Raw genomic sequence first — 23,300 nt, forward strand, 5'->3', positions numbered from 1 at the left:
GGCGGCGAGGCGGCATCGGCCGCGCCCGTTGCTCAGGCCACTTCCGCCAGGTGTGGCGCGCCGTCCATCACGGCGGGTTCGCCGCGCCGCACGGGCACGAAGCGCCCGCCTTCCAGCCGGAGGACCCGGTCCGCGATGGCGATCGTCTGCGGCCGGTGCGCGATCATGATCCGCGTGATGTCCAGGCCCATCAGGGCCTGGGCGATCGCGCCCTCGTTCTCCAGGTCCAGGTGGCTCGTGGCCTCGTCCAGGAACAGGATCCGGGGGCGCTTGTACAGCGCCCGCGCCAGCAGGATCCGCTGCTTCTGGCCGCCGGACAGCGCTGTGCCCATGTCCCCGACCAGCGTGTGATAGCCCATCGGCATCGCGCGCACCTCGTCGTCGATGCGGGCCACGCGGGCGCAGGCCATCGCGAAATCGACGTCCGGCTTCGCGTCGTGGAAGCAGATGTTGTCCAGCAGGGTGCCGGCGAACAGGTGGTCGTCCTGCAGCACGGTCGCCACGAGCTCGCGATAGCCTTGGACCGACAGCCGGTCCAGCGGCCGCCCTCCGACCAGGACCGTGCCGCTCGCGGGCTTGAGCAGCCCCAGCATCAGCTTCAGGCAGGTGGTCTTGCCGGCGCCCGAGGCCCCGGTCAGCGCCACGCATTCGCCGGGCGCCACCCGCAGCGAGGCCTGCGACAGCACCGGCGCCTCGTCGCTGCCATAGCGGAAGGTCACCCGGTCCAGGGCGACCGAGGTGTCGGCCGGCGGCTCGGATTCGAACGGCCGCGTCTCCTCGGGCGTCGCCAGCACGATGTCGGCCAGGCGCTCCGTCTGCACGGCCGTGAGCTTCCATTCGGCCACGCGGTCGATCAGCAGATTGGCGCGCGAGGTGAACTGCTCGGCGAAGGAGATGAAGGCCAGCAGCATGCCCAGCGACATGCGGTGGCTCAAGACAAGGCTCGCGCCCAGCCACAGCAGGCCGACCCGCTCGGCCGTCTGCAGCGCGGACCAGCCCGACCCGAACCAGAGATTGAGCCGCAGCATCTTCACGTGCGCGTTGGTCGCCGCCATCCACAGCCGCAGCCAGGCGGTGCGGCGCTCGTTCTCGCGGTTGAAGAGCTTGATCGTGCGCACGCCGCGGATGGTCTCGAAGAAGTGGGACTGCTCCTTGGCCTGCTTCGCGTAGTAGCTGGCGGACCACAGCCGCATCGAGGCATAGCGGCTCCACCGGACCAGGACGTACAGCAGCGCCGTGCCCACCGGCACCAGCGCCAGCGCCGGGGAATACAGCAGCATCATGGCCAGGCTGCCGCACACCATCACCAGGTCCAGGGCCAGTTCCACGGCGGTGCGGGTCACGGTGTCGGCGAGCGGCGCCACCGCGCCGAAGCGGGACACGACGTCGCCCAGGTGCCGGCGTTCGAAGAAGGCGACCGGCAGCCGCAGCAGCCGCGTCATGACCTGCCCCATCCACTGCGCCGTGAACGAGGTGGTGACGTACAGGCCCATCCACGACCGCATCGCCCCGATCGCCACCGAGATCAGCCCGACCGTCAGCGCCGACAGCGCCAGCACGTTCAGCAGGCTCGCGTCTCCGGCGAGGATGGCCTCGTCGGTGATCCACTGCGTGAGCACCGGCGTGAGCAGCGCGAAGGCCTCCAGCACCAGCGCCAGCAGGAACAGCTGCAGCAGCGACCGCGCCACGCCGCGCGTCTTCCCCACGAGCTGGGCCAGCGCGACCGGCGGCGCCGGCGGCTTGCGCCCGAATTCCAGGCCCGGGCTGAGTTCCATCGCCACGCCGGTGAAGTGCGGCGACGCCTGGGCCAGCGTGAGCGTCACGGCGCCGGCGGCCGGGTCGTGCAGGTGCAGCACCTCGCCGCGGACCTCGCGCAGCACGACGAAGTGCTGCAGATCCCAGTGCAGCACGGCCGGCGTCTGCAGCGCCGCCAGCTCGTGCATCTCGAGCCGCAGCGCGCGCGGGACCATGCCGGTCGCCTCGGCGATGCAGGCCAGCGTCTCCAGCGTCGTGCCCTTGAGCGAGGCGGGGAAGCGCATCCGCAGTTCCGCGAGGCTGACGTGATGCCCGTGGGCCGACAGCACCATCGCCATGCAGGCCAGTCCGCACTCCGAGGCTTCGGCCTGGAGCACCACCGGCAGCCGCGGGCCGCCGCCGAAACCGAGCAGGGTCATGTCCATGTCAGATCCCGAAATGTCCGTTCTCGCGCAGCGGCTCGAAGACCCACTCGTACAGCCGGCGCTCGTCCAGCGCGACGGTGGCGCTGACCTGCATGCCGGGCCGCAGCGGCGCGGCGCGGCCATAGGCCGGGATCGCCTGCGCCGCCAGCTGCGCGGTCACGGTGTAGGAAGGTTCCTGAGACTGCTGCGCCTCGGGCATCAGCACCGCGAGGTGGGAGGCAGACGACAGCTCGCTCGCCGCCACCGGCGTGCGGGACACATGCTTCACCTGCCCGTCCAGCAGGCCGAACTTCTGGAAGGGGAAGGCGTCCACCTTCATGTGGACGGGCTCGCCCCCATTGAGGAAGCCGATGGTGCGGCTGGGCGCATAGAGCTTGGCCACCAGGGGCTGGCCACGCGGCGTGAGCGTGGCGGCCGGCGTGGAAGGGCCCACGGTCTGCCCCGGCGACAGTTCCAGTGAACTCACAACGCCATCGAAGGGCGCCGCGATCGACCAGCGGTGCGAGCCCTGCTGCTGGCGGAGTTCGCTCTGGGCGGTTTCCAGCGCCCGCTCCAATTGCGCCAGCGTGACCTGCTGCCGCGCGGGCATCGCGGCGATGTCGCGCTGCAGGCGTCCGATCTCCGCCAGGGTGGACTGCAGGTCGTGCTGCGCCGACTGCAGCCGCACCCGCTGATCGAGCAGCTCCGCGCGCTTGTTGTCGAGCATCTGCGCCGACGCATAGCCCTGCGCCTGCAAGCCGTGGTACCGATCGACCTCGGTCTGCGCGCTCTGGATGCGCTGCGCCAGGCCCTCGAGCTGGTCGCGCTGGATCTGCGCCAGCCCGCGCTGCTCGTTCAGGCTCTTGGCGGCGTTGTCGAGCTCGTCGCGATGCGACTGACGCGTCGCCGCGAGTTCCGCCTCCAGCGATGCCACCTTCGCCGCGGCCGACCGGTCGAGCCGCTCCTCCACGGCCCCGCCGTCACGGCCCAGGTGCTCGGTGCTGAAGACCAGCAGCACGTCGCCGCGGCGCACCTCGGTGCCCACCGGCGCCAGCACCTCGGCCAGCACGCCGTTCTGCGGCGCGTAGATCTTCGCGACGCCGGACTCGGGCTCCAGCACGCCTTGCAGCTCCACGTGGCGCGTGTACTTGATCAGCGTCATCGCCGCCACGAGCAGCGCCAGCAGCACGCCGGCCAAGGCCGCGAACGCGGTGTGCGACGGCGGCCGCGCGAGCAGGATGCCGCCGGGCTGCAGGTCGCCGGAAGGCAGCACCTCGCGTCTGAAGAATGAGTTCACGTCGGAGTCCGGGCTGGGCAGGCGGCCACGAACGGCGCGCCCGGCGGAAGGCGGAAAAGGAAGAGCGCCCGTGGGCGCCCTTCCTCAGCGGGGCATCAGTCCTGCGATTCTTCGTAGATCGGCTTGTCGCCGCCACCGCCGCCGCCACCGCCGCCGCCGGCATCCCCGCCGCCGCCAGCGTCGCCACCGCCGCTGTCACCGCCACCGGTGTCACCGCCACCGGTGTCGCCCGTGTCGCCGGTATCGCCAGCGCCACCGCTGCTGCCGGTGTCGCCGCTGCTGCCGTCACCGGTGTCTTCGACGGTGCCGTTCTCGGCGATCTGCACGTCGCCCTTGTCGACGTCGCTGGCGTCCGCGTTCTTCTGGTCGATGATCTTTCCATCCTTGTCGATGGTGGTGATCTTGCAGGAGGTGACGGTGGTGCCGAATCCGCCGTTCAGGTCGATCAGCTTCTTGCCCTGGAGCCCCAGGCTCAGGGAGACGGAGACCCCGGTGCAGGTCACGATCGCGATGGCCCCATTGCCGAGGTCGAACTTGTCCACCTGCACGCCATCCTTGATGGTGCTGGAGATGGGCTTCTGCACCGGTTCCGAGCCTCCCGCGCCGGAGACATGTCGGAACAGGGCACGATCAAGAACTTCCATTGTTTTCCTCACCTTGGTTTGCTTGAAGGGGCCGGCATCGCCGGCCGGGAGTCGTGGCATGCACGACATCGGCGGCTCAGGGCACGGGCGTGACCGCCACTCCCCTGCGCCGCAGATCCTGGAGCAGCCCGTCACAGCGGCGGGTGATGCCCTCGTAGGGGAAGAGATGCGCGGCCCCCAGGGCTTCGAAATGCGTCTTCCCGTCGTCGAGTTCGAGCAGGCGCGGCAGCCAGCGCTCATTTCTTGGACAGACGAACATGTCCATGAACGGATTCGGATCGGTATGCCCGTCCACGAACACCCGGCGGGCAGCGTCTTCGATCTGCCCCGCCGCATCGGCCGCCGTCGCCTGCGCGGGCGGATGCTCGGGATTGAAGTTCTCGATATGCCATTTCAGGATGTTGGCCCGCGCATTGCTGCCGCAATAGGCGGCCCATAAATCATCCCGCCCATCCACCGAACGAATATCGATATTCGGCCGGCGTTGCATGAGGGTCTTGACAACGGGCGTTGGCAAAAGGTCCGTCTGCGCTTGGGCGGGCACGCCCTTCAGAAATTGATATTGCAGCCGCAGCATCAGCAGGAGACCGAATTCGGAGACGTCCCGTACATACAAGGCGGCGTTGCTCTGGAGGATTTCCTCGCTGGGCGGGCCGCTCGGCAGATCGGCAAGCACGGTCCTGAAGTACGGCACCGCCCCGCGGCGAAGAACCTCCCGCGCCTGATCCACCACCTCGGCATCCTTCCCGGTCAAAGGGGTTGGACACTCCGGCATGTCGTTGACGAAGGTCCTCTCGCCACCTTCGATATGGAGCACCTCCGACTTGTCGAACGCGGGCAGCACCGTTCGATCGAAATAGCCGTCCTGTTCCAAACGGCTGCCAACATGCGAGATACCGAGAATGAAGACGGTGGTCCCGGGGTGCGGGGTAATTTTCCAGAGCCGGACCGGCTCTTCGTCTGAGGCAAATGCGCCATTTGATGCCACCAGCATCAGCAATATGCCAAGCAGTAGAAACCCTGCCCTCGCCTGCTTCGAAATCTCCGCGCCCAACCATCGCATCGAATATCTCCGGCCGCCCCGTTGATTCATTGAGATTGATTCTTTCCGACGAAAAAGGCGTTGCCAATACCCCTCGATGGGGGAATCTGGAAACGAATCGAAGCACAATTATCAAGATATCGTTGAGGCGATATGAATATTCCGTCAATCAGCCGAAAAAAAAGCCCGCGGGCTTTTCAGCCGCGGGCCTTTGATGGGGAGGTGCCTTACTTCTGCTGCGCCGGTCCGAGGTGCCTCAACCAGAACGCCTCGTACTTGCGATGCCAGCCCGCGGGCTTCACCGCGCCGCCGAGCGCGTGCTCGCCGTCCGGATCCAGGAACAGCTCGACCAGCCCTTCCTTGCCCGACTCCAACAGCGCCCGATACACGTTGACCGTGTCCTGGTACAGCACGTTCGGGTCCTGCATGCCGTGCACCAGCAGCAGCGGCTTCTTCAGCTGCTTGGCGAGCGGCAGCAGCGAGTACTTGCGCAGCACCGGCCGGGTCCGGTCCACCTTGCCGATGGTCCTGCCGCTGTACCAGCTGTTGTAGTTCTCCCATTCCGTCGGGCCCGCGCCAGCGATGCCCGCCGCGAACAGATCGGGCCTCGTGTACATCGTGTACTGGGTCTGGAAGCCACCGAAGCTCCAGCCGTTCAGTCCGATGCGCTGGCCGTCGACGCCCAGGTTGGCTTTCATGTAGTCGACCAGGTCCTCGAGGTCCTCCGTCTGCGGCGCGCCCGGCTTCTCCCAGTTGGCATCGGCGAACTTCTCGCCGTAGTTGGAATGCCCGCGCGGATCCACCGTCACCGTGACGTAGCCATGCTTGGCCGCCATGTACATCGCGAAGACATAGCCGGTGGGCTGGAAGCTGTCGGTCTCGACCGAGTGGCGGTCGTTCAGCGGCCCGCCATAGGTGTAGACGACGGCAGCGCGCCGGTCGCTCGGCGCCCAGCCCAGCGGCTTGAACACGTAGGCCGGAATCATGTCGCCATGACGGTTGCGGAAGCTGAAGCGCTCCGGGCGCAGCACGTCGACCTTGGCCCAGGCCGGGTCATGGCTTTGCGTCAGCAGCCTGCCGGGCTCTGCGCCCGAGGCGGCGGCCTGGCCCTTCAGCAGCTTCAGCTCGGGACGCTCGGCCCAGTTGCCGGCCACCGCCGCGGCCCATTGGCCGCCCCGCGCCACCGCCGCGTTGCGGTGATAGTCCGGCGAGCGGCCCAGCGCCGTCATGCGGCCGTCCTTGAGCTCGACGCGCCAGACATTCATCGCCGCCAGGTCGTCCTTGTTGGCCACGACGAACATCGTCTTCGCATCCGGCGTGAAGCCCAGCACCTGGAAGGCCTCGAACTCGCCCTTGACCAGCGGCGTCACCGAACGGCCGGCGCCCGCGGCCAGGCTCATCGCATAGGGCTGGCGCCAGCCGTTGTCGGCCAGGATCAGCACCAGCTGCTTCGAGTCCGGCGTGAACGACGGCGTCATCACGTTGACCAGCTCGTGATGGATGGGCGCGCGGCGCTCGAGCACCATCTCCGGCTTCGCCTCGCCGGGCTTGCCGAGGTAGACGCGCAGCAGGTCCTTCTCGCGCTCGAAGGTGGTGAAGGCGTAGCGGCTGCCGTCGCGCGCCCACACGACCGGCGAGATCTCGAACCACGCGTCGCCGCCCGGGTGCGTGAACACCGGCTCGGGCTGGCGCTCCGGCGCGGCGCCGGCGGCCGGCACCTGGCGGATGTAGATCGCCATCGCGGGCAGGCCGCGCTTGTCGTCGGAGACCTCGCGGTCGACCTTCTTCGCGGTGGCGAAGCGGTCGCTGTAATTCATGATCTCGACCTGCCGGCCCGGCTTGGGCTGCGGCTTGCCGTCCGCGTTCACCAGCGGCGCATTCGCGACCAGCGCCATCCAGCGGCCGTCCTCGCTCACCACGGTCTGGGCAATGCGGAACTTGCGGTCCTCGTCGTCCGGGTTGAACAGCTCGCGGTTGATCACCTCGATGCCGGCCGTGGACAGGCGCACGCGCAGCACGCGGGTCTCGTCCTGCACGATCAGCGACTGGTCGTCCGGCGCGTAGGCGACCGGCTTGAGCGTGCGGCCGGTCGACAGCAGCGGCTCGGCGCGATCGGCGCCCGCCTTCCAGCGCAGCAGCTGGCCGCGATAGGCCAGGACCAGTTCATCGCCCTTGGACGCCCACACGAACTGCGAAACGCCGGGATACAGGTCCTCGGGCTTGAGCTTCTCGCGCTCGCGCTTCTTCTTCAGCTCGTCGCGCAACTCCCAGAGCGCCATTTCCTTGGGATCCTTGGCCGGTTTCTTCGCCTCCGGCGCGGACGCGCCCGGAGCCGGCGCCGAGGCAGCGGCCGGCGCCTCGCCCCAGGCGGCCTTCTCGGCCGCCTTGCGGGCGTCCTCGCGGGCCTTGCGCTCGGCCAGCTCCACCTTCAGGTCGGCGATCGCCTGGCGCTCCCATTGATCCAGATCCACCGGCTCGCCGCGCAGGTAGGCGGCCTGCGCCTCTTCGCGGGCCTGGCGCTCGGCCAGTTCGTCGCGCTTCTGCTTGAGCTTGCGGGCGTAGCGGTCCAGGTTCTCCGGCGTTTCCACCACGGCCATCAGTGCCGGCGACGTCACGCGGACCGTCCTGCCGGTCTGGGTGTCATGGACGTAGAGGTCGCTGCCGGGCTCGCCGAACGGGTTCCAGAGGTAAGCGACGTAACGGCCGCTCGCGCTGAACTTCAGGTCCTTGGCGGACTCGCCGCGATAGGACTCGGCACGGAACAGCTGTTCCAGGGTCAGCGGCCGGTTGGCCACCGCGACGGGGGCCGCCGCCGTCGTCTGCGCCAGCGAGGGCTCGCCGGCGCCCAGCCCCGTCGCCAGGGTCGCCAGCGCCAGGGAAGTCAGGATCCATTGCTTCAAATCATTGCTCCACGCCCCGCAGGTCGGCGGGGACGCGGAATTCTAGGAACGCGGTCAACAACTGCTTACCGCTGCGCTGTGCACCGGATCCGTCAAGCGCGCGTTAACTGTCCATACTTTCCCTAGGCAGGCTGTTTCCGGACGCGCCGCCCATGACCTCCGACAGGGGGTCGGATCGCGAACCGGACCGCCGGCACCGAAGAGAGGCACTCGATGAAGCATCTGATCCACCGCATCCTGGGCGCCCTGGCGCTGACAGCCGGCGCGCTGACCGCGCCAGCGGCCTTCGCCGGCGACGTGGGCGTGTCCATCAGCGTCGGCCAGCCGGGCTTCTATGGCCGGATCGACGTCGGCAACACGCGTCCGGACGTGATCTATGCGCAGCCGATGGTCATCGAGCGGGTCTACGACCCCGCGCCGCCGCTCTATCTGCGCGTGCCGCCCGACCATTACCGTTACTGGGCCCGTCACTGCGGCTACTACCGCGCCTGCGGCCGGCCGGTGTACTTCGTCCGCGAGGACTGGTATTCGCGGACCTACGCGCCGGCGTACTACGGCCGCCCGCACGTGCATCCGATGCCGGTGTACGCGCCGCCGCCACCGCGCTGGGATCCGCCGCGCCGCGACCACTGGGATGGCCGCTGGGACGGCCGCCGCGACTGGGACGGCCGGCGCTGGGAAGAGCGCCGCGACGACCACCGGGGCTGGGATCGCGGCGGCGACCGTGGCGGCTGGGACCGGGGCGATCGTGGTGACCGCGGAGATCGCGGCGACCGTGGCGACCGCGGCCATGGGCATGGTCATCACCGCGACTGAGCCAGCCGGGGCTCGCGTATAGTCGGCGGCTTGCACGCCAGCATGGCGTGATTCACAGCGCCGACGTATGTTCGCCAAAGTCATCGCCGCTCTCGGTCTGTTGGTCTGCGTCTGCCTCGCGATCGACATGGCCTTGCCGCTACGACATCGGATGGCGTGGCGGTCCTGGTTCAAGCGGACGGGCGCCCTGTCCGGCGGCATCGGCCTGAAGGGCCGCTTCAACTCCCGCGATCGACGCCGCGCGGCGCATGACGCGGCGCTCGATGCGATCGCCCGCGCGAAGCATCGCTCGGGCACCTGGGACGGCAACGTCTATCACGGCGACGACTTCGAGCAACGGCAGCGGCGCAAGCCGCATTGAGCCGGACAGCGCGGGATCGACCGGGAGATGCCGCGATGGCTGTCCTCGATCACCTGATCCTGAAGGTCAACGACCTGGCGGCGAGCGTCGCGTTCTACACCGGCATCCTCGGCTTCACGAACGAAGGCCCGTCGGGTCCGTTCACGGTGATCCGCGTCGCGCCCGATTGCCAGCTCCAACTGGCGCCCTGGGGCACACCGGGGATGGAGCATTACGCGTTCTCGGTGTCTCCCGAGGAGTTCGATCGCATCTTCGAGCGGGTGAAGGCGGCGGGGCTCGGCCATGGGCCGAGCTTCCACGCCGTCGGCACGAACACCGGCCCCGGCGAGGAAATCGGCGCGCGAGGCGCCGCGCCGACGCTGTACTTCAACGACCCGAACAGGCATCTGATCGAGATCAGAGCGTATCCGGTGGTGTGACTCACCAGCCGCGGCGTTCCGCTCGCTCAATCGCATCTTGAACGATCGCCTCGTACGCAGGCATTCCCGGCTTCAGCCTCGAATCCGAGGGCGCGTCCAGGAGCCTTCGTTTTGGGTTCCTCTCCGGCCAGATCAGCACCGCCCCGGAGGGGGCTTTCGGATGAGGGCACGGGCGGCAAGTGTCTGCCTTCCCGTCCCTCGGGAAGAGTTGAACGACCATCGCATTCCTCTCAGCCATTGCGTGCTCCCGACGTGGGCGCCTGCGCGATTCGCACTTCCCGGAACACCTTTCGAAAATGCTGCATTGCGGCTTCCTCAAACTCGATGTAGTTGTCCATGTACTCGGGCAGCACTTTCCTCGATGACTCGAGTCGTAGCGCTATCAGACGGCCCGATCCCTCGTCCTTCCTCGTCGCTGACTTGAAGACAACGGCATAGAGGCGGGGAGCTACGCCTGAGAAATGCTGAAACCGGATCCTGGGCCCACTCCGCTGCATGCCTGCGGGCGAGCCTGCGTTCAGCTCGAACTCGATCGAGTCGCGATGAAGGTCTTGCGCCAAGCTCTTGTCGTAGGGCTCAATGTAGACCACTCGGTGAATGCCAGCAGCAACGATGTGGCGCGCGCAGCTGTGACAGGGGAAAGTCGTAGAGAACAAGGTTGCGCCCATCAATCCTTTCACGCCGTTCCGCGCGATGGCGAGGATCGCTTCCATCTCCGCGTGCACCGCACGCGAAAACTCGGTCAGGCTCCCGACGCGAGTTTCCCTATAGACAGCTTCCAGCGCACGACGCCGTACTTCCTGAGGCAAACGGATCTGCATTTCGGCGAGAGATGCATCCAGCACTTCGCCGATGCGCGCTTGCAATTTTCGTTTGTGCAGGTCATTGAAGCACTGCCTTCCCGGCAGATGCACGCATCGCTGATCTCCGACGCAGCCCGAGGAATAGAGACCGCCCATTGCCGTCGGAACATCGTTGCAACCAGTGGCCATGACATCCCCATGAGCATTCACGATGGCTGCGCCAACCTGCCGTGACAAACAAGCAGAACGAAGACTGGCCGCGTGCGCGGCATACATGCCGGCTTCGTCAGCGCTCGGAGACAGTGTCCTGTCGCCATGCACCAGGCGGATGAAGCGATCCACCATCAAGCCAGCACCTGCTTCGGCTTCGTTGCAAACGAACATGTCCGCAAGATGGAGTGTCTTGTCCAGGCGCTGCCCAGCGGAAGAGTCTTCATGCCGATCGATGTCGATGAGCCGCTCCGCTTCGCTCCGCGACAGCCCCAGAGAGATCAAGTGACGCAAGCGTTGCTCATGCGGTCGCGTGACCCCTATCAGATAGAAGAGATTCCGGTAGAGCGCTCGAAGGAGTTCGACCTCCTCCGGACGCTTCAGTTGGTCAAGTAGATAGGCCACACGCCTGGGCACGGCGGTGGCGCCGGACGCCAAGGTCTGCTCGCGCTCCTGGCGGCGGACAAAGATGCTCTGCACCCCGAACTCCGCAAGGATATGAAGATCGCCCGTGCTCTGACGAAGCTGCCTGGCGACGTATTGAAGGAGCGTGTGCCGCTCGAGATAGTCCGAGTTGCCGCACGGGACCGCAAGGTCATTGCTGCCGGTCCTCGAATGGGCCAGTTCAACGAGGCAATCGCTGAGTTTCACTAACTCGACCCCATAGCCGAGCTGAAGAAGAGAACGCCGCGTCGCTTCAATCACCTCGTCGATGCCGCACCCAACCGGCCCCGCGAACGCGATGACGATTTCCTCCGACTGCCTCGATGTCAACCGCTCGAGCAAGGTCTTCGACGTCGAACGACCTTCGTTGCCGGCCGGACACTCGTTCTCGAACGCCGGCCTCGCCTGCTGTGCCTGTCCCATCCGCCACCCCCGCATGCCTGCTGCGAAAGACGGCCAGTTTGCGACCGCGCGCGCCATCGCGGAACGCGTTGCCGGAAGAACCTTGACCAATGGAGAAAAGGGCCGGAAGCCGCGTTGCCACGCAGCCACCAGCCCCTCTTAGGTGGGAACGTGTCAGCCCCGCGCCAGCACCGGCTCCAAGGCCCGCCCCGTGTGCGTCCCCTGCTCCACCAGCGTCTCCGGCCGGCCCTGCGCGACCACGCGCCCGCCCGCCGAGCCGCCTTCCGGTCCGAGGTCCAGCACCCAGTCCGCCTCGGCGATCACATCCAGGTCGTGCTCGATCACGACCACGCTGTGCCCGCCATCCACCAGCCGGTGCAGCACGCGGATCAGCTTCTCCACGTCCGCCATGTGCAGGCCCACCGTCGGCTCGTCCAGCACGTACAGCGTGTGCGGCGCCTTCTGCCCGCGACGCGTGACGTCGTCGCGCACCTTGACCAGCTCCGACACCAGCTTGATCCGCTGCGCCTCGCCCCCCGACAGCGTCGGGCTCGGCTGCCCCAGCGTCAGATAGCCCAGCCCCACGTCCTGCAGCAGCTTCAGCGGATGCGCGATCGACGTCATCGCGGCGAAGAATTCCACCGCCTCGTCGACCTCCATCTGCAGCACCTCGCCAATGCTCTTGCCACGCCAGCTCACCGCCAGCGTCTCCGGATTGAAGCGCTGACCATGGCACTGGTCGCACAGCACCTTCACATCCGGCAGGAAGCTCATCGCGATCGTGCGCATGCCCTGGCCCTCGCAGGCCGGGCAGCGGCCCTCGCCGGTGTTGAAGCTGAAGCGGCCCGGCGCGTAGCCGCGCGCCTTGGCCTCCAGCGTCTCGGCGAACAGCTTGCGGATCGCGTCCCAGAAGCCGATGTAGGTCGCGGGGCAACTGCGCGGCGTCTTGCCGATCGGCGTCTGGTCGACCTCGAGCACCCGGTCCACCTGCTGATGGCCCTCGATCGCGTCGCAGCCGATCCACTTCGGCGGCGCGCGGCGCAGCGGCACCGCCGCCGCCATGTTGGCCAGCAGCACGTCGCGCGCCAGCGTCGACTTGCCCGAGCCCGACACCCCGGTGATGCCCACCAGCCGGTGCAGCGGCACGTCCACCGTCACGCCGCGCAGGTTGTGCAGCGTCGCGCCCAGCACCGTCAGCTTCGGCGCGTCCGCCGCCATCGCCCGCCGCGGCTGCAGCGGATGCACCAGCGGCCTGGAGAGGAAGCGGCCCGTCAGCGATTCCGGGTTCCTGGCGATCTCCGCCGCCGTGCCCTCCGCGATCACGCGGCCGCCGCGCTTGCCCGCGCTCGGACCGATGTCGATGATGTGGTCGGCGCGCCGGATCGTGTCCTCGTCGTGCTCGACGACGACCAGCGTGTTGCCCTTGTCTCCGAGTGTCGAGAGCGCCTTCAGCAGGATCTGGTTGTCGCGCGGATGCAGGCCGATCGTCGGCTCGTCCAGCACGTAGCACACGCCCTGCAGGTTGCTGCCGAGCTGCGCCGCCAGGCGGATGCGCTGCGCCTCGCCGCCCGAGAGCGTCGGCGCCGCGCGGTCCAGCGTCAGGTAGCCCAGCCCGACCTCTTCGAGGAACTCCAGCCGGCCCTTGATCTCGCTGACGACGTCGCGCGCGATCTCCGCGTCGCGGCCGGTCAGCATCAGGCCGGCGACCCACTCGCGCGCCTCGGTCACGCTCCATGAGGCCACCGCCGCGATGGTCTCGTGCTCGAAGGTCACCGCGCGCGCCACCGGGTTCAGGCGCGAGCCGTGGCAATCGGGACACGGCGCATCGCTCAGGTCCTCGATCTCCGCCTCCTCGGCGGGGAAGCTCTGCTCACGGCCGCGGTTGTCCTTGTCCTGCTGGCTGTCGTCCAGCGCCTTGCGCTGCTCGCGCGTCAGCGCCAGACCCGTGCCGACGCAGGTCGTGCACCAGCCGTGCTTGGAGTTGTAGCTGAACAGCCGCGGATCGAGCTCCGGATAGCTGGTCCCGCATTGCGGGCAGGCGCGCTTGGTCGAGAACACCCGCAGCTCGCCGACGCCGCGCGTGGGCTTGGCGTTGCGCAGCGCGTCGTCCAGGCCGTCCAGCGGCGACAGCACGTGCACCACGCCCTTGCCGTGATCGAGCGCCTTGGCCAGCAGCTCGCGCAGCGCGGCCTCGCTCTCCGGCGCCACCACCATGTCGCCCACCGGCAGCTCGATGCTGTGCTCCTTGAAGCGGTCCAGCCGCGGCCAGGGGCTGGTGGGCAGGAACTCGCCATCCACGCGCAGGTGCGTGTGGCCGCGCTGCTTGGCCCACTTCGCGAGGTCGGTGTAGACGCCCTTGCGGTTGACCACCAGCGGCGCCAGCAGGCCGATGTGCCGGCCCTTGTAGTCGCGCAGCAGCTGCGCGGCGATGGCCTCGACGCTTTGCGGCTTCACCGGCGTGCCATCGTTGGCGCAGTGCTGCACGCCCAGCTTCACGTACAGCAGGCGCAGGAAGTGCCAGACCTCGGTCGTCGTCGCGACCGTGCTCTTGCGGCCGCCGCGCGACAGCCGCTGCTCGATCGCCACCGTCGGCGGAATGCCCCACACCGCGTCGACCTCGGGCCGGCCCGCCGGCTGCACGATCGAGCGCGCATACGCGTTCAGCGATTCGAGATAGCGGCGCTGGCCCTCGTTGAACAGGATGTCGAAGGCCAGCGTGCTCTTGCCCGAGCCCGACACGCCGGTCACCACGTTGAACTTGCCGCGCGGGATGCTGACGTCGACCGACTTGAGGTTGTGCTCGCGCGCGTTGACGATGCGGATCGCCTCGTCGGCCTTGCGGCGCTGGCGCACCAGCGTCTGCAGCGGACGGCCTTCCGCGACCTTCACCGGCGCGCGGTCCATCTCCAGCGCGTACTCGCGCAGCGCCTGCGCGGTGTGCGAGGTCGGATGCTCCTTGAGCTGCTCCGGCGTGCCCGTGGCGACGATCAGTCCGCCGTCCTCGCCGCCCTCGGGACCGAGGTCGATGACCCAGTCCGACGCGCGGATCACGTCCAGGTTGTGCTCGATCAGGATCAGCGAGTGCCCCGCCGCCAGCAGCTTGCGCATCGCGCGCATCAGCTTGGCGATGTCATCGAAGTGCAGGCCGGTGGTCGGCTCGTCGAACAGGAACAGCGTGCCCTTGGTCGCCGTCGCCTGGCGCGGCTTGGAGGCCGCCTCGGCCAGGTAGCCGGCGAGCTTCAGGCGCTGCGCCTCGCCGCCCGACAGCGTCGGCACCGGCTGACCCAGCGTCAGGTAGTCCAGGCCCACGTCCGACAGCGGCTGCAGCTTGTTGAGCACCTCGCGGTCGGCGCTGAAGACGCCGAGCGCCTCGGCCACCGTCAGGTCCAGCACGTCGGACACGCTCAACTGGCGGCCGGCGCGCTCGAGCTTGACCTCGAGGATCTCGGCGCGGAAGCGCTTGCCGTCGCAGTCCGGGCAGCGCAGGTAGACGTCGGACAGGAACTGCATCTCGACGTGCTCGAAGCCCGAGCCGCCGCAGGTCGGGCAGCGCCCATCGCCGGCGTTGAAGCTGAACATGCCGGCGCCGTAGCTGCGCTCCCTGGCCATCGGCGTGTCGGCGAAGCGCTTGCGGATCTCGTCGAACACGCCGACATAGCTGGCCGGGTTGGACCGCGCCGTCTTGCCGATCGGCGACTGGTCGACGAAGACCGCGTCGGCGAGCCAGTCCGCGCCCAGCAGCCGGTCGTGCGCGCCAGGCGCCTCGGTGGCCTGGCCGAACCAGCGCGCCAGCGCCGGATAGAGCACGTCCTGCATCAGCGTGCTCTTGCCCGAGCCGGAGACGCCCGTCACCGCCACCATGCGCTGCAGCGGGAACTCGACGCTGACGTTCTTCAGGTTGTGCTCGCGCGCGCCCTCCAGGATCAGGCGCGGGGTGCTCTCCTCGACGATGCGCTTGAGGCCCATGCCGACATGCTTGCGCGCGCCCAGGTAGGCGCCGGTCAGCGTGTCCGCGGCGCGGATCTGCTCCGGCGTGCCGTCGAAGACGATCTGCCCGCCCTGCTGGCCCGGACCGGGACCCATGTCGATCAGCCGGTCGGCGGCCAGCATCACCGCCGGGTCGTGCTCGACCACCACCAGCGTGTTGCCCGCGTCGCGCAGCCGCTGCATCGCCTGGACGATGCGGTTCATGTCGCGCGGATGCAGGCCGATGCTGGGCTCGTCCAGCACGAACAGCGTGTTGACCAGCGAGGTCCCGAGCGCCGTCGTCAGGTTGATGCGCTGCACCTCGCCGCCGGACAGCGTGCGGCTCTGGCGGTCCAGCGTCAGGTAGCCGATGCCGACGTCGACCAGGTACTTGAGCCGGTTGCGGATCTCGTCGAGCAGCAGCTTCAGCGCCTCGTCGAGCATCGAGCCGGGCAACTGCAGCTCGTCCATGAAGCGGCGCAGCCGGTGGATCGGCAGCTGCATCAGGTCATGGACCGACAGGCCCGGCAGCGCCTCGAGCTGCGCACGCGTCCACTTCACGCCTTCCGGCAGGAAACGCTGCGCGGCCGGCAGCGCCGCGTCCGCGAGCGCCTTGGAGCCGATGCGCCACAGCAGCGCCTCGGTCTTGAGGCGCGCGCCGCGGCAGGCGGGGCATTCGGTGTAGCTGCGGTACTTGGACAGCAGCACCCGGATGTGCATCTTGTAGGCCTTGCTCTCCAGGTAGTCGAAGAACCGGCGCACGCCGTACCACTGCTTGTTCCAGTTGCCGTTCCAGTTGGGGCTGCCCTCGATGACCCAGTCGCGCTGCGCCTGCGTCATCTGGCTCCAGGCGGTGTCGCGGGGGATGCCGGCATCGCCGGCGTACTTCAGCAGGTCGTCCTGGCATTCCTTCCAGGCCGGCGTCTGCATCGGCTTGATCGCGCCGCCGCGCAGCGTCTTGCGCTCGTCGGGGATCACCAGCCCCAGGTCCACGCCGATCACCCGGCCGAAGCCGCGGCAGGTCTCGCACGCGCCCATCGCCGAGTTGAACGAGAACAGCGCCGGCTGCGGGTCGGCGTAGCGGATGTCGCTCTCCGGGCAATGCAGGCCGGTCGAGTAGCGCCAGAGCACCGGCCCGGCGCCCTCCTCCGCCGGCAGCACGTAGACCGTCATGCGGCCGCTGCCGCGCTTGAGCGCCAGTTCGATCGCCTCCATCGCGCGCGCCTGCTCGACGCCCTGCATGCGGAAGCGGTCCGCCACCACGTCCAGCACCTTGCGGCCGTTGACGACGCGCTCCGACTGCACCCGCGTGAAGCCGGAGGCGGAGAGCCATTGCTCGACCTCGCCGGCGCTGACGGTTTCCGGCAGCTCGACCGGGAAGGTCAGCACCAGGCGCGGGTCGCCGTCGGCCGTGCGCGCCAGCAGCTCGGCATGGATGGTCTGCGGCGTGTCGTGGCGCACCGGCAGCGCGGTGTCGCGGTCGAAGAGGTCCGCGCCGCGCGCGAACAGCAGTTTCAGGTGGTCGTTGAGCTCCGTCATCGTGCCGACGGTGGAGCGGCTGGTGCGGACCGGGTTGGTCTGATCGATCGCGATCGCCGGCGGCACCCCGTCCACCTTGTCCACGGCCGGCCGGTCCATCCGGTCCAGGAACTGGCGCGCGTAGGCGGAGAAGGTTTCGACGTAGCGGCGCTGGCCCTCGGCATAGAGGGTGTCGAACACCAGGCTGGACTTGCCCGACCCGCTGGGGCCGGTCACCACGGTCAGCTCGCCGGTATGGAGATCCAGATCGAGGTTCTTGAGGTTGTGCTGGCGGGCCCCGCGGATGCGGATATCGGCGTCGGACATGGGCGGTGTCGGCTGGGCAGCCTGGAAAAGGCAGTGGGCGGTCATTCTAGGGAGCGCCGGCGTCACCGATTGGCAGCAGCGGCCCGGACGGTGTGGCCTGCGTCCGGGACGACAAAGTGGTAAGCAATTGAAAGCAGGAGACCGCTCAGGAAGCGTTCGCATACCTCCTGTCAAGGCCTCTGAACGATGACTTCCGCACACTTGCTAGTCTTGGAGGGCTGCGGCAACAATGGACCCCGTCGTCGCCGAGCAACACCAACCCGGTTCGACCCGAACGGCGGGCGGCATTTTTAGGGATTACCCGGACTCCGATCGGAGCCGGGACGACAAGCGACATGGACAGAAACGACGGCCATCCCCATTCCGAGACCCCTGTGGTCTTGATGACGTCGGACGCGTCCGCGAAGCCGCCGCAGTCGTCTGCCTTCGCCGATCCCTCGGTCTCCGGCCAGCGCCCGGCGCCGGGCGAGCCCTTCGTGCTGCTGGTCGAGGACAACCCGATCAACCAGGTCGTGGCGCTGGAATTCCTGGCGCTGATGGGCCTGAAGACCCAACTGGCCCGCAACGGGCAGGAAGCGCTGGACCAATGCGAGCGCGCCGCGCCCAGCCTGGTGCTGATGGACATCCAGATGCCGGGCATGGACGGCCTGGAATGCGCGCGCCGGCTGCGCGAGCAGCAGGCGCAAGGCCGGCTGCCGCGCTTCCCCATCCTGGCGCTGACCGCGCACGCGCTGGACAGCGACGTGGCCGACAGCCTGAAGGCGGGGATGGACGAGCACCTGACCAAGCCGCTGGACTTCCTGACGCTGCGCCGCCGGCTGGCGCGCTGGCTGGACCTGCCCCAGCTCAACGACTGACCCCCGCGGCGCCAGGCCGCGAGGACAAGCCGTCGCCGCGACATCCGCGCGACGGCTTTTTTGCTTGGGGTTGACCTTGCGCAGAACTGACGCGAATCCCCCTTCGCGGTACTGGCCTTCCGCAAGGCCCGCGTGCTTCACTGCCAGCCTGCGCCCGATATCCGGGTGCCTGACTTGCAAGGAGCTTGAACATGCCTGTCGAACTTCACGCACAAATGGCCGACTCGCTGTATGCGGACATCTGCTGGGCCGCTCGAGAGGATCGCCGCACGGACATCGAAGTGATTCAGCGCGCACTGACCACCTACCTCTGGATCCGCAAGGAGGTGCGCGGCGGCAAGATCCTAGGGTTCTCCGCGCCGGATCAGCAGGAGTCCATGCACACCCGCATCGACGACATCTGACATGCAGGTCGTCACTTCCGGAACCGGTCAGGCCGTCCTGCTGAGCGGCACCGTCGGCATCCCCGAGTCCCCTGCAGACGGCCGCGCCCGTCGAATCAAGGACCTCGGCCTGTTCTTCGTCAGCATCGGCATCCTGCTGGCACTGGTGGGGTTCAGTCTCTGGATGCTTCAGGATCGATGCGCCGCAGAAGAGAACCGACAGTGGGCCTTGTCCACCCTCACCGCCGTCTTCGGCGGCATCCTCGGCTGGCTGATCAAGCGATGACACTCCCGCTCGCTCACCCGCCCTCGAGAAAGCGCTCGACGATGGCGAAGTGCTCCGGCACGTTCAGCGCCGGCGCGTGCCCGCAACCGGGGATGGTGACGACCACCGCCCGCGGCCCTCGCACCCGCATCGCGTCCGCCGTTTCGGGCAGGAGAAGATCGGATGACTCGCCGCGCAGGCACAGCACCGGCAGGCTCAGCGAATCCCATTCGGTCCAGCGCTTGTAGTCGTCCGGATGGACGAAGAACTGCCGCACCATCGCCGGGTCGTAGTGCGGCGTCACGCGCCCGTCAGGCAATCGCCGCATCGAGGTCTCCGTGAGCCGGCGCCATTGCGCGTCGCTCATCCAGCCGTAGGGCTGATAGACCTGCCGGAAGTACTGCTCCAGCTCGAGCACCGAGCCGAACGCCGGCGGAGTGCCGGCGTAGCCGCGGATGCGCTGGATCGCGGGCTCCGCGAGCTCGGGGCCGATGTCGTTGAGCACCAGCCGCGTGATCCGTCCGCGCAGCGAGGTCGCCGCCCCCAGCAGCCCGATCGCACCGCCCATCGATGTGCCAACCCAGTGGCAGGTCTTCAGCCCGAGCTGATCGACCAGCGCCACCGCCAGCTTCACGTAGAACGCCAGGCAGTACTCGTTGTCGGGATCCGCGCTCCATTGCGACAGCCCGCGCCCGATCGTGTCCGGGCAGATGACGAAGTAGCGCCCCGACCGCGCCAGATGCGCCGCCAGCTCGTCCATGTCGCGGCCGGTGCGCGCCAAGCCGTGCCAGGCGATGACCGGCTCGGCGGCCGGATCGCCCCAGGCCATGAAGTGGATCTCGCGCCCTTCGCAGCGCAGGTAGTTCGACGTCGACGTCACGATCCCCTCCTCGCCTGCCGCAGGCGCCCGACCAGCCCGTTCGGGAAGTGATACACGGCCAGCACGAACAGCACCCCCAGCCACAGCAGCCAGCGCTCCGGCGCGATCAGCTGCGACAGCACCGGCACGCCCTCCACCGCCGCGGCGCCGACGCGCATCAGGTCCTGCAGGTAGCTCTGCGCGAGCACGAACAGCGCGCTGCCGATCACCGCGCCATAGATCGTCCCCATGCCGCCGATGACGACGATCAGCAGGATGTCCAGCATGATCTCGAACGACAGCGAGGTCTCCGGCCCGTTGTAGCGCAGCCAGATCGCCAGCAGCGCGCCCGCCAGCGTCGCGAACACCGCGGCCAGCAGCGTCGACAGCGTGCGGTAGGTCACCAGCCGGTAGCCGATCGCCTCGGCGCGGAAGTCGTTGTCGCGGATTGCCTGCAGCACCCGCCCGAAGGGGGAGTTGACGATGCGCAGCAGCGCCAGCACCAGCGCCACCGCCGCCACGAACAGCAGGTAGTAGCTCAGCAGCCGGCCGTCGACGCTGACGCCGAGGACCGGCTCCGCGAGGAACTCGGTGGACGGCGACAGCAGCTCGGGCAGGCGGAAGTTCAGGCCGTCCTCGCCACCGGTGACATCGGACAGCTGCGAAGCCAGCCCCTGGAAGGCCGCCGCGACGGCGAGCGTGATCATCGCGAAGAAGATGGCCTTGACCCGCAGCGAGAAGAGCCCGATGACCAGCGCCAGCACCAGCGACAGCGCCAGCGCGCCGGCCATGCCGATGGCGAGCGCGCCGAATCCCGGCGTCAGCCGCGAACCGGCGATGGCGACACCATAGGCGCCGATGCCGAAGAACATCGTGTGGGCGAAGCTCACGATGCCGGTGTAGCCGAGCAGCAGGTCGTAGCTGCCCACGAGCACGATGAACACGAGGATCTTGGCCGCCACGTTGAGCGCGCGCGTGCCGGGGAAGACGAAGGGTGTCAGCGCCAGCGCGGCGACGATCAGGATCAGCAGCGCGGCCAGCAGGCGGCTGCGCGGCAGGTCGTGGGACAGCAGGGCGCGCAGCGCGTTCATGGCCGGCTCCTCACCGCTGGCTCACCGGATAGAGGCCCTGCGGCCGCCACAGCAGCACGGCCACCATCAGCGCGATGTTGGAGAACAGCGCCGCCTTGGGCGCGATGAAGCCGCAGTAGTTGGCCATCAGTCCCACCAGCAGGGCGCCGGCGAAGCAGCCCAGCGTCGAGCCCAGCCCGCCGATGATGATGACGATGAACAGCAGCGTGTTGACCTGCGCGCCGATCTGCGGGATCACGCTCTGCTGGTAGAGCCCCCACAGCACGCCGCCCAGGCCCGCCAGCGCGGAGCCCGCGACGAAGACCGCGACGAACAGGCGGCGGATGCGGTAGCCCAGGCTCTCGACCATCTCGCGATCCTGCACGCCGGCGCGGATCAGCAGTCCCAGCTTGGTCCGGTTCAGCAGCCACAGCAGCGCGGCGAAAACCACCAGGCCGACGGCCACCGCCAGCAGCCGGAATTTCTCGATCGCGACGTCCCAGATCAGCAGCGCGCCGCGCAGCGATTCGGGCGGCTGCAGCGGGATCATCTGCGCGCCCCAGACCAGCTTGATCAGCTCCTCGCCGATGATCATCCCGCCCATCGTGATGAGGATCTGCTTGAGGTGCATGCCGTAGACCGGCCGCACCAGCACGCGCTCGAAGAGCAGGCCCAGCGCCGCGGCCGCCACCATGCCGGCCAGCGCGGCGGCACCGACCGCCACGAGATTGGCGGCGAGCGAAGCGCTCGCCACGAAGCCGCCCATCGCGCCCATCACCGTGGTGGCGACGAAGGCGCCCAGCGCGATGAACACGCCATGGCCGAAGTTCAGCACGTCCATCAGGCCGAAGACCAGGGTCAGGCCCGAGGCGATGACGAAGATGATCAGGCCCATCGCCAGGCCGGCCAGCGTCAGCGTCGCCCAGCTCGTCGCCGAGCCCACCAGCGGCAGCGCCACCAGCGCGACGGCGGCGATCAGCCACAGCGGGACGACATCGAAGCGTGTCGCCGGCACGGCGTCCGGGGTGCCCGGGTCGGTCATGACGGCCTTGTTCATTGATGCGCCACCAGCGAGAGCCCGAGCAGGCGCTGCTGCAGCGCCTCGTCGCCGGCCAGTTCGGCCATGCGGCCCGCATGCGCGACACGGCCGTCGTCCATCACGGCCACGCTGTCGCCGAGCGCCCGCGCCACCATGAAGTTCTGCTCGACCAGCAGCACCGTCGCGCGCGCGCCATCGCGGCCGCGCTTGATCTCCTGCAAGGCCTCGATGAGGTTGCGGATGATGACCGGCGCCAGGCCCTTGGTCGGCTCGTCGATCAGCAGCAGCCGGCGCGGCTCGACCATGGCCCGCGCGATGGCCAGCATCTGCTTCTGCCCGCCGCTCAGCTTGCCCGCCGGGTGCAGCCAGAACTTGCGCAGCGCCGGGAACAGCCCGAACAGCCAGTCCAGCCGCGCCGTGTCCAGGTCGTCCAGCGAGCGCGCGCGCCGCGCCGCCAGCAACAGGTTCTCACGCACCGTGAGGTCGCCGAAGATGCCCATGTTCTCGGGCACGTAGGCGATGTCGGCGCGCGCGATCTCGGGCGTGGGCAGCGCCTGGACCGGGCGCCCCTCCAGCAGCACGCGGCCGGCGCTGGCCCGCCACAGGCCCATCACCGTGCGCAGCGTGGTGGTCTTGCCGGCGCCATTGCGGCCCAGCAGCATCGTGACTTCACCCTCCGGCACGGCGAGATCCACCCCATGCAGGATGTGATACGCCCCGATGTGGGTGTGGACGCCCTCCAGTCGCAACAGCGGGCGGCTCATGCGGCCTCCGGCATCGCCAGGCCGAGGTAGGCGTTCTGCACGATCGGCGAAGCGATCACCGCCGCCGGCTCGCCGTCCGCGACGAGCTGCCCCTGATGCAGCACCACGATGCGGTCGGCCAGCTCGCGCACCACGTCCATCTTGTGCTCGACCAGCAGGAGGGTGTGCGTCCCCTGCGCCTTCAGCGCGCGGATCAGGTCCAGGATCACCGGCACCTCGTCGACGCTCATGCCGGCGGTGGGCTCGTCGAAGAGATAGACCTTGGGCCGCAGCGCCATCAGCATCGCGACCTCGAGCTTGCGCTGGTCGCCATGCGGCAGGCTCGCGGCGGGCACGTCCGCGCGGGCGCCAAGCCGCACCTGCTCGACGATCGCGTGCGCCTCGTCGAGCAGCTCGCGATGGTTGAGCCAGACCGACAGCATCCGCAGCCCTTCGCCGCGCCGCGACTGCACGGCGAGCCGCACGTTCTCCAGCACGCTGAGCGAAGGGAACAGCTGCGTCAGCTGGAACGCGCGGCCGAGGCCGCGCCGCGTGCGCAGCGGCGCGGCCATCCGCGTCAGGTCCTCGCCGTCGAGCAGCACGCGCCCGGCGGTGGCGCCCAGCTGGCCCGAGATCAGGTTGAAGTAGGTCGTCTTGCCGGCGCCATTGGGTCCGACGATGGCGGTCAGCGTGCCTGGATGGAAGGCGCAGCTGACGCGGTCCACCGCCGTGTGGCCGCCGAATCGGACGCTGAGGTCGCGGGTCTCGAGCATGCG

18 protein-coding genes are annotated in these 23,300 nt (G+C 68.6%); 6 read left to right on the forward strand and 12 right to left on the reverse strand.

The window, feature by feature from the left end; all coding sequences use genetic code 11:
* Positions 1-32: 32 nt before the first annotated feature.
* The 5 genes from ACEN96_RS24565 to ACEN96_RS24585 all read right to left on the reverse strand — a co-directional run bounded on the left by ACEN96_RS24565 (position 33) and on the right by ACEN96_RS24585 (position 8,042).
* A complete protein-coding gene (locus tag ACEN96_RS24565) occupies positions 33-2,180 on the reverse strand; it encodes a peptidase domain-containing ABC transporter (protein ID WP_495585638.1) in 2,148 nt (715 codons plus the stop codon).
* A 1-nt stretch (position 2,181) separates the two neighbouring features.
* A complete protein-coding gene (locus ACEN96_RS24570) occupies positions 2,182-3,456 on the reverse strand; it encodes an HlyD family secretion protein (RefSeq protein ID WP_495585639.1) in 1,275 nt (424 codons plus the stop codon).
* 95 nt (positions 3,457-3,551) lie between these two features.
* Positions 3,552-4,160 (reverse strand): hypothetical protein, encoded by a 609-nt coding sequence (locus ACEN96_RS24575; protein WP_495585640.1) that lies wholly within the window; start codon positions 4,158-4,160, stop codon positions 3,552-3,554.
* Positions 4,161-4,176: 16 nt separating this feature from the next.
* On the reverse strand, positions 4,177-5,163 hold the full coding sequence (locus tag ACEN96_RS24580) for a TraB/GumN family protein (protein WP_495585641.1): 987 nt from the start codon (positions 5,161-5,163) through the stop codon (positions 4,177-4,179).
* 206 nt (positions 5,164-5,369) lie between these two features.
* Positions 5,370-8,042, reverse strand: a complete 2,673-nt coding sequence (locus ACEN96_RS24585; RefSeq protein WP_495585642.1) for a S9 family peptidase — start codon at positions 8,040-8,042, stop codon at positions 5,370-5,372.
* 213 nt (positions 8,043-8,255) lie between these two features.
* On the opposite strand from ACEN96_RS24585, the gene ACEN96_RS24590 reads away from it, so the two are divergent.
* The 3 genes from ACEN96_RS24590 to ACEN96_RS24600 all read left to right on the forward strand — a co-directional run bounded on the left by ACEN96_RS24590 (position 8,256) and on the right by ACEN96_RS24600 (position 9,638).
* Positions 8,256-8,858: a hypothetical protein gene (locus ACEN96_RS24590; RefSeq protein WP_495585643.1), complete on the forward strand. Its 603-nt coding sequence runs from the start codon at positions 8,256-8,258 to the stop codon at positions 8,856-8,858.
* Between the two features lie 67 nt (positions 8,859-8,925).
* Positions 8,926-9,219 carry a hypothetical protein gene (locus tag ACEN96_RS24595; protein WP_495585644.1) on the forward strand — a complete coding sequence of 98 codons (294 nt, stop codon included), beginning with the start codon at positions 8,926-8,928 and terminating at the stop codon, positions 9,217-9,219.
* Positions 9,220-9,254: 35 nt separating this feature from the next.
* The gene (locus ACEN96_RS24600) at positions 9,255-9,638 is read left to right on the forward strand and encodes a VOC family protein (protein ID WP_495585645.1); all 384 of its coding nucleotides are present in this window, start codon (positions 9,255-9,257) and stop codon (positions 9,636-9,638) included.
* 230 nt (positions 9,639-9,868) lie between these two features.
* Here the strand turns inward: ACEN96_RS24600 and ACEN96_RS24605 are convergent, their stop codons facing one another.
* Together ACEN96_RS24605 and uvrA are read right to left on the reverse strand one after the other, a co-directional pair.
* Positions 9,869-11,647 carry an anti-phage dCTP deaminase gene (locus tag ACEN96_RS24605; RefSeq protein WP_495585646.1) on the reverse strand — a complete coding sequence of 593 codons (1,779 nt, stop codon included), beginning with the start codon at positions 11,645-11,647 and terminating at the stop codon, positions 9,869-9,871.
* Positions 11,648-11,671: 24 nt separating this feature from the next.
* The gene (gene uvrA / locus ACEN96_RS24610; RefSeq protein WP_495585647.1) at positions 11,672-17,308 is read right to left on the reverse strand and encodes an excinuclease ABC subunit UvrA; all 5,637 of its coding nucleotides are present in this window, start codon (positions 17,306-17,308) and stop codon (positions 11,672-11,674) included.
* Between the two features lie 335 nt (positions 17,309-17,643).
* Between uvrA and ACEN96_RS24615 the strand changes: the two genes are divergently transcribed.
* The 3 genes from ACEN96_RS24615 (at position 17,644) to ACEN96_RS24625 (ending at position 18,834) form a co-directional block, all read left to right on the forward strand.
* Positions 17,644-18,165, forward strand: coding sequence for a response regulator (locus tag ACEN96_RS24615; RefSeq protein ID WP_495585648.1), 522 nt, complete (start codon positions 17,644-17,646; stop codon positions 18,163-18,165).
* A 191-nt stretch (positions 18,166-18,356) separates the two neighbouring features.
* Positions 18,357-18,569 (forward strand): hypothetical protein, encoded by a 213-nt coding sequence (locus ACEN96_RS24620; protein ID WP_495585649.1) that lies wholly within the window; start codon positions 18,357-18,359, stop codon positions 18,567-18,569.
* Between the two features lies 1 nt (position 18,570).
* Positions 18,571-18,834 carry a hypothetical protein gene (locus ACEN96_RS24625; protein ID WP_495585650.1) on the forward strand — a complete coding sequence of 88 codons (264 nt, stop codon included), beginning with the start codon at positions 18,571-18,573 and terminating at the stop codon, positions 18,832-18,834.
* Positions 18,835-18,847: 13 nt separating this feature from the next.
* Here ACEN96_RS24625 and ACEN96_RS24630 read toward each other — a convergent pair whose 3' ends face one another.
* Genes ACEN96_RS24630 through ACEN96_RS24650 form a run of 5 tightly spaced genes read right to left on the reverse strand, consistent with a single transcriptional unit; the run spans position 18,848 to position 23,297 of the window.
* Positions 18,848-19,693, reverse strand: a complete 846-nt coding sequence (locus tag ACEN96_RS24630) for an alpha/beta fold hydrolase (RefSeq protein ID WP_495585651.1) — start codon at positions 19,691-19,693, stop codon at positions 18,848-18,850.
* Positions 19,690-20,763 (reverse strand): branched-chain amino acid ABC transporter permease, encoded by a 1,074-nt coding sequence (locus ACEN96_RS24635; RefSeq protein WP_495585652.1) that lies wholly within the window; start codon positions 20,761-20,763, stop codon positions 19,690-19,692. Before ACEN96_RS24635 ends, ACEN96_RS24630 begins: the two co-directional genes overlap by 4 nt.
* A 10-nt stretch (positions 20,764-20,773) precedes the next feature.
* The gene (locus ACEN96_RS24640; protein WP_495585653.1) at positions 20,774-21,799 is read right to left on the reverse strand and encodes a branched-chain amino acid ABC transporter permease; all 1,026 of its coding nucleotides are present in this window, start codon (positions 21,797-21,799) and stop codon (positions 20,774-20,776) included.
* Positions 21,796-22,545, reverse strand: coding sequence for an ABC transporter ATP-binding protein (locus ACEN96_RS24645; RefSeq protein WP_495585654.1), 750 nt, complete (start codon positions 22,543-22,545; stop codon positions 21,796-21,798). Before ACEN96_RS24645 ends, ACEN96_RS24640 begins: the two co-directional genes overlap by 4 nt.
* On the reverse strand, positions 22,542-23,297 hold the full coding sequence (locus ACEN96_RS24650; protein WP_495585655.1) for an ABC transporter ATP-binding protein: 756 nt from the start codon (positions 23,295-23,297) through the stop codon (positions 22,542-22,544). The genes ACEN96_RS24645 and ACEN96_RS24650 overlap by 4 nt, the downstream gene beginning before the upstream one ends.
* Positions 23,298-23,300 lie beyond the last annotated feature (3 nt).

This window comes from Roseateles sp. Mitsp63, assembly GCF_059491535.1.

Coding starts and splice junctions, on each gene's coding strand:
- ACEN96_RS24565 (WP_495585638.1), bottom strand. CDS start 2,180: ATGGACATGACCCTGCTCGGTTTCGGCGGCGGCCCGCGGCTGCCGGTG.
- ACEN96_RS24575 (WP_495585640.1), bottom strand. CDS start 4,160: ATGCCACGACTCCCGGCCGGCGATGCCGGCCCCTTCAAGCAAACCAAG.
- ACEN96_RS24580 (WP_495585641.1), bottom strand. CDS start 5,163: ATGCGATGGTTGGGCGCGGAGATTTCGAAGCAGGCGAGGGCAGGGTTT.
- ACEN96_RS24590 (WP_495585643.1), top strand. CDS start 8,256: ATGAAGCATCTGATCCACCGCATCCTGGGCGCCCTGGCGCTGACAGCC.
- ACEN96_RS24595 (WP_495585644.1), top strand. CDS start 8,926: ATGTTCGCCAAAGTCATCGCCGCTCTCGGTCTGTTGGTCTGCGTCTGC.
- ACEN96_RS24600 (WP_495585645.1), top strand. CDS start 9,255: ATGGCTGTCCTCGATCACCTGATCCTGAAGGTCAACGACCTGGCGGCG.
- uvrA (WP_495585647.1), bottom strand. CDS start 17,308: ATGTCCGACGCCGATATCCGCATCCGCGGGGCCCGCCAGCACAACCTC.
- ACEN96_RS24615 (WP_495585648.1), top strand. CDS start 17,644: ATGGACAGAAACGACGGCCATCCCCATTCCGAGACCCCTGTGGTCTTG.
- ACEN96_RS24620 (WP_495585649.1), top strand. CDS start 18,357: ATGCCTGTCGAACTTCACGCACAAATGGCCGACTCGCTGTATGCGGAC.
- ACEN96_RS24625 (WP_495585650.1), top strand. CDS start 18,571: ATGCAGGTCGTCACTTCCGGAACCGGTCAGGCCGTCCTGCTGAGCGGC.
- ACEN96_RS24635 (WP_495585652.1), bottom strand. CDS start 20,763: ATGAACGCGCTGCGCGCCCTGCTGTCCCACGACCTGCCGCGCAGCCGC.
- ACEN96_RS24640 (WP_495585653.1), bottom strand. CDS start 21,799: ATGAACAAGGCCGTCATGACCGACCCGGGCACCCCGGACGCCGTGCCG.
- ACEN96_RS24645 (WP_495585654.1), bottom strand. CDS start 22,545: ATGAGCCGCCCGCTGTTGCGACTGGAGGGCGTCCACACCCACATCGGG.
- ACEN96_RS24650 (WP_495585655.1), bottom strand. CDS start 23,297: ATGCTCGAGACCCGCGACCTCAGCGTCCGATTCGGCGGCCACACGGCG.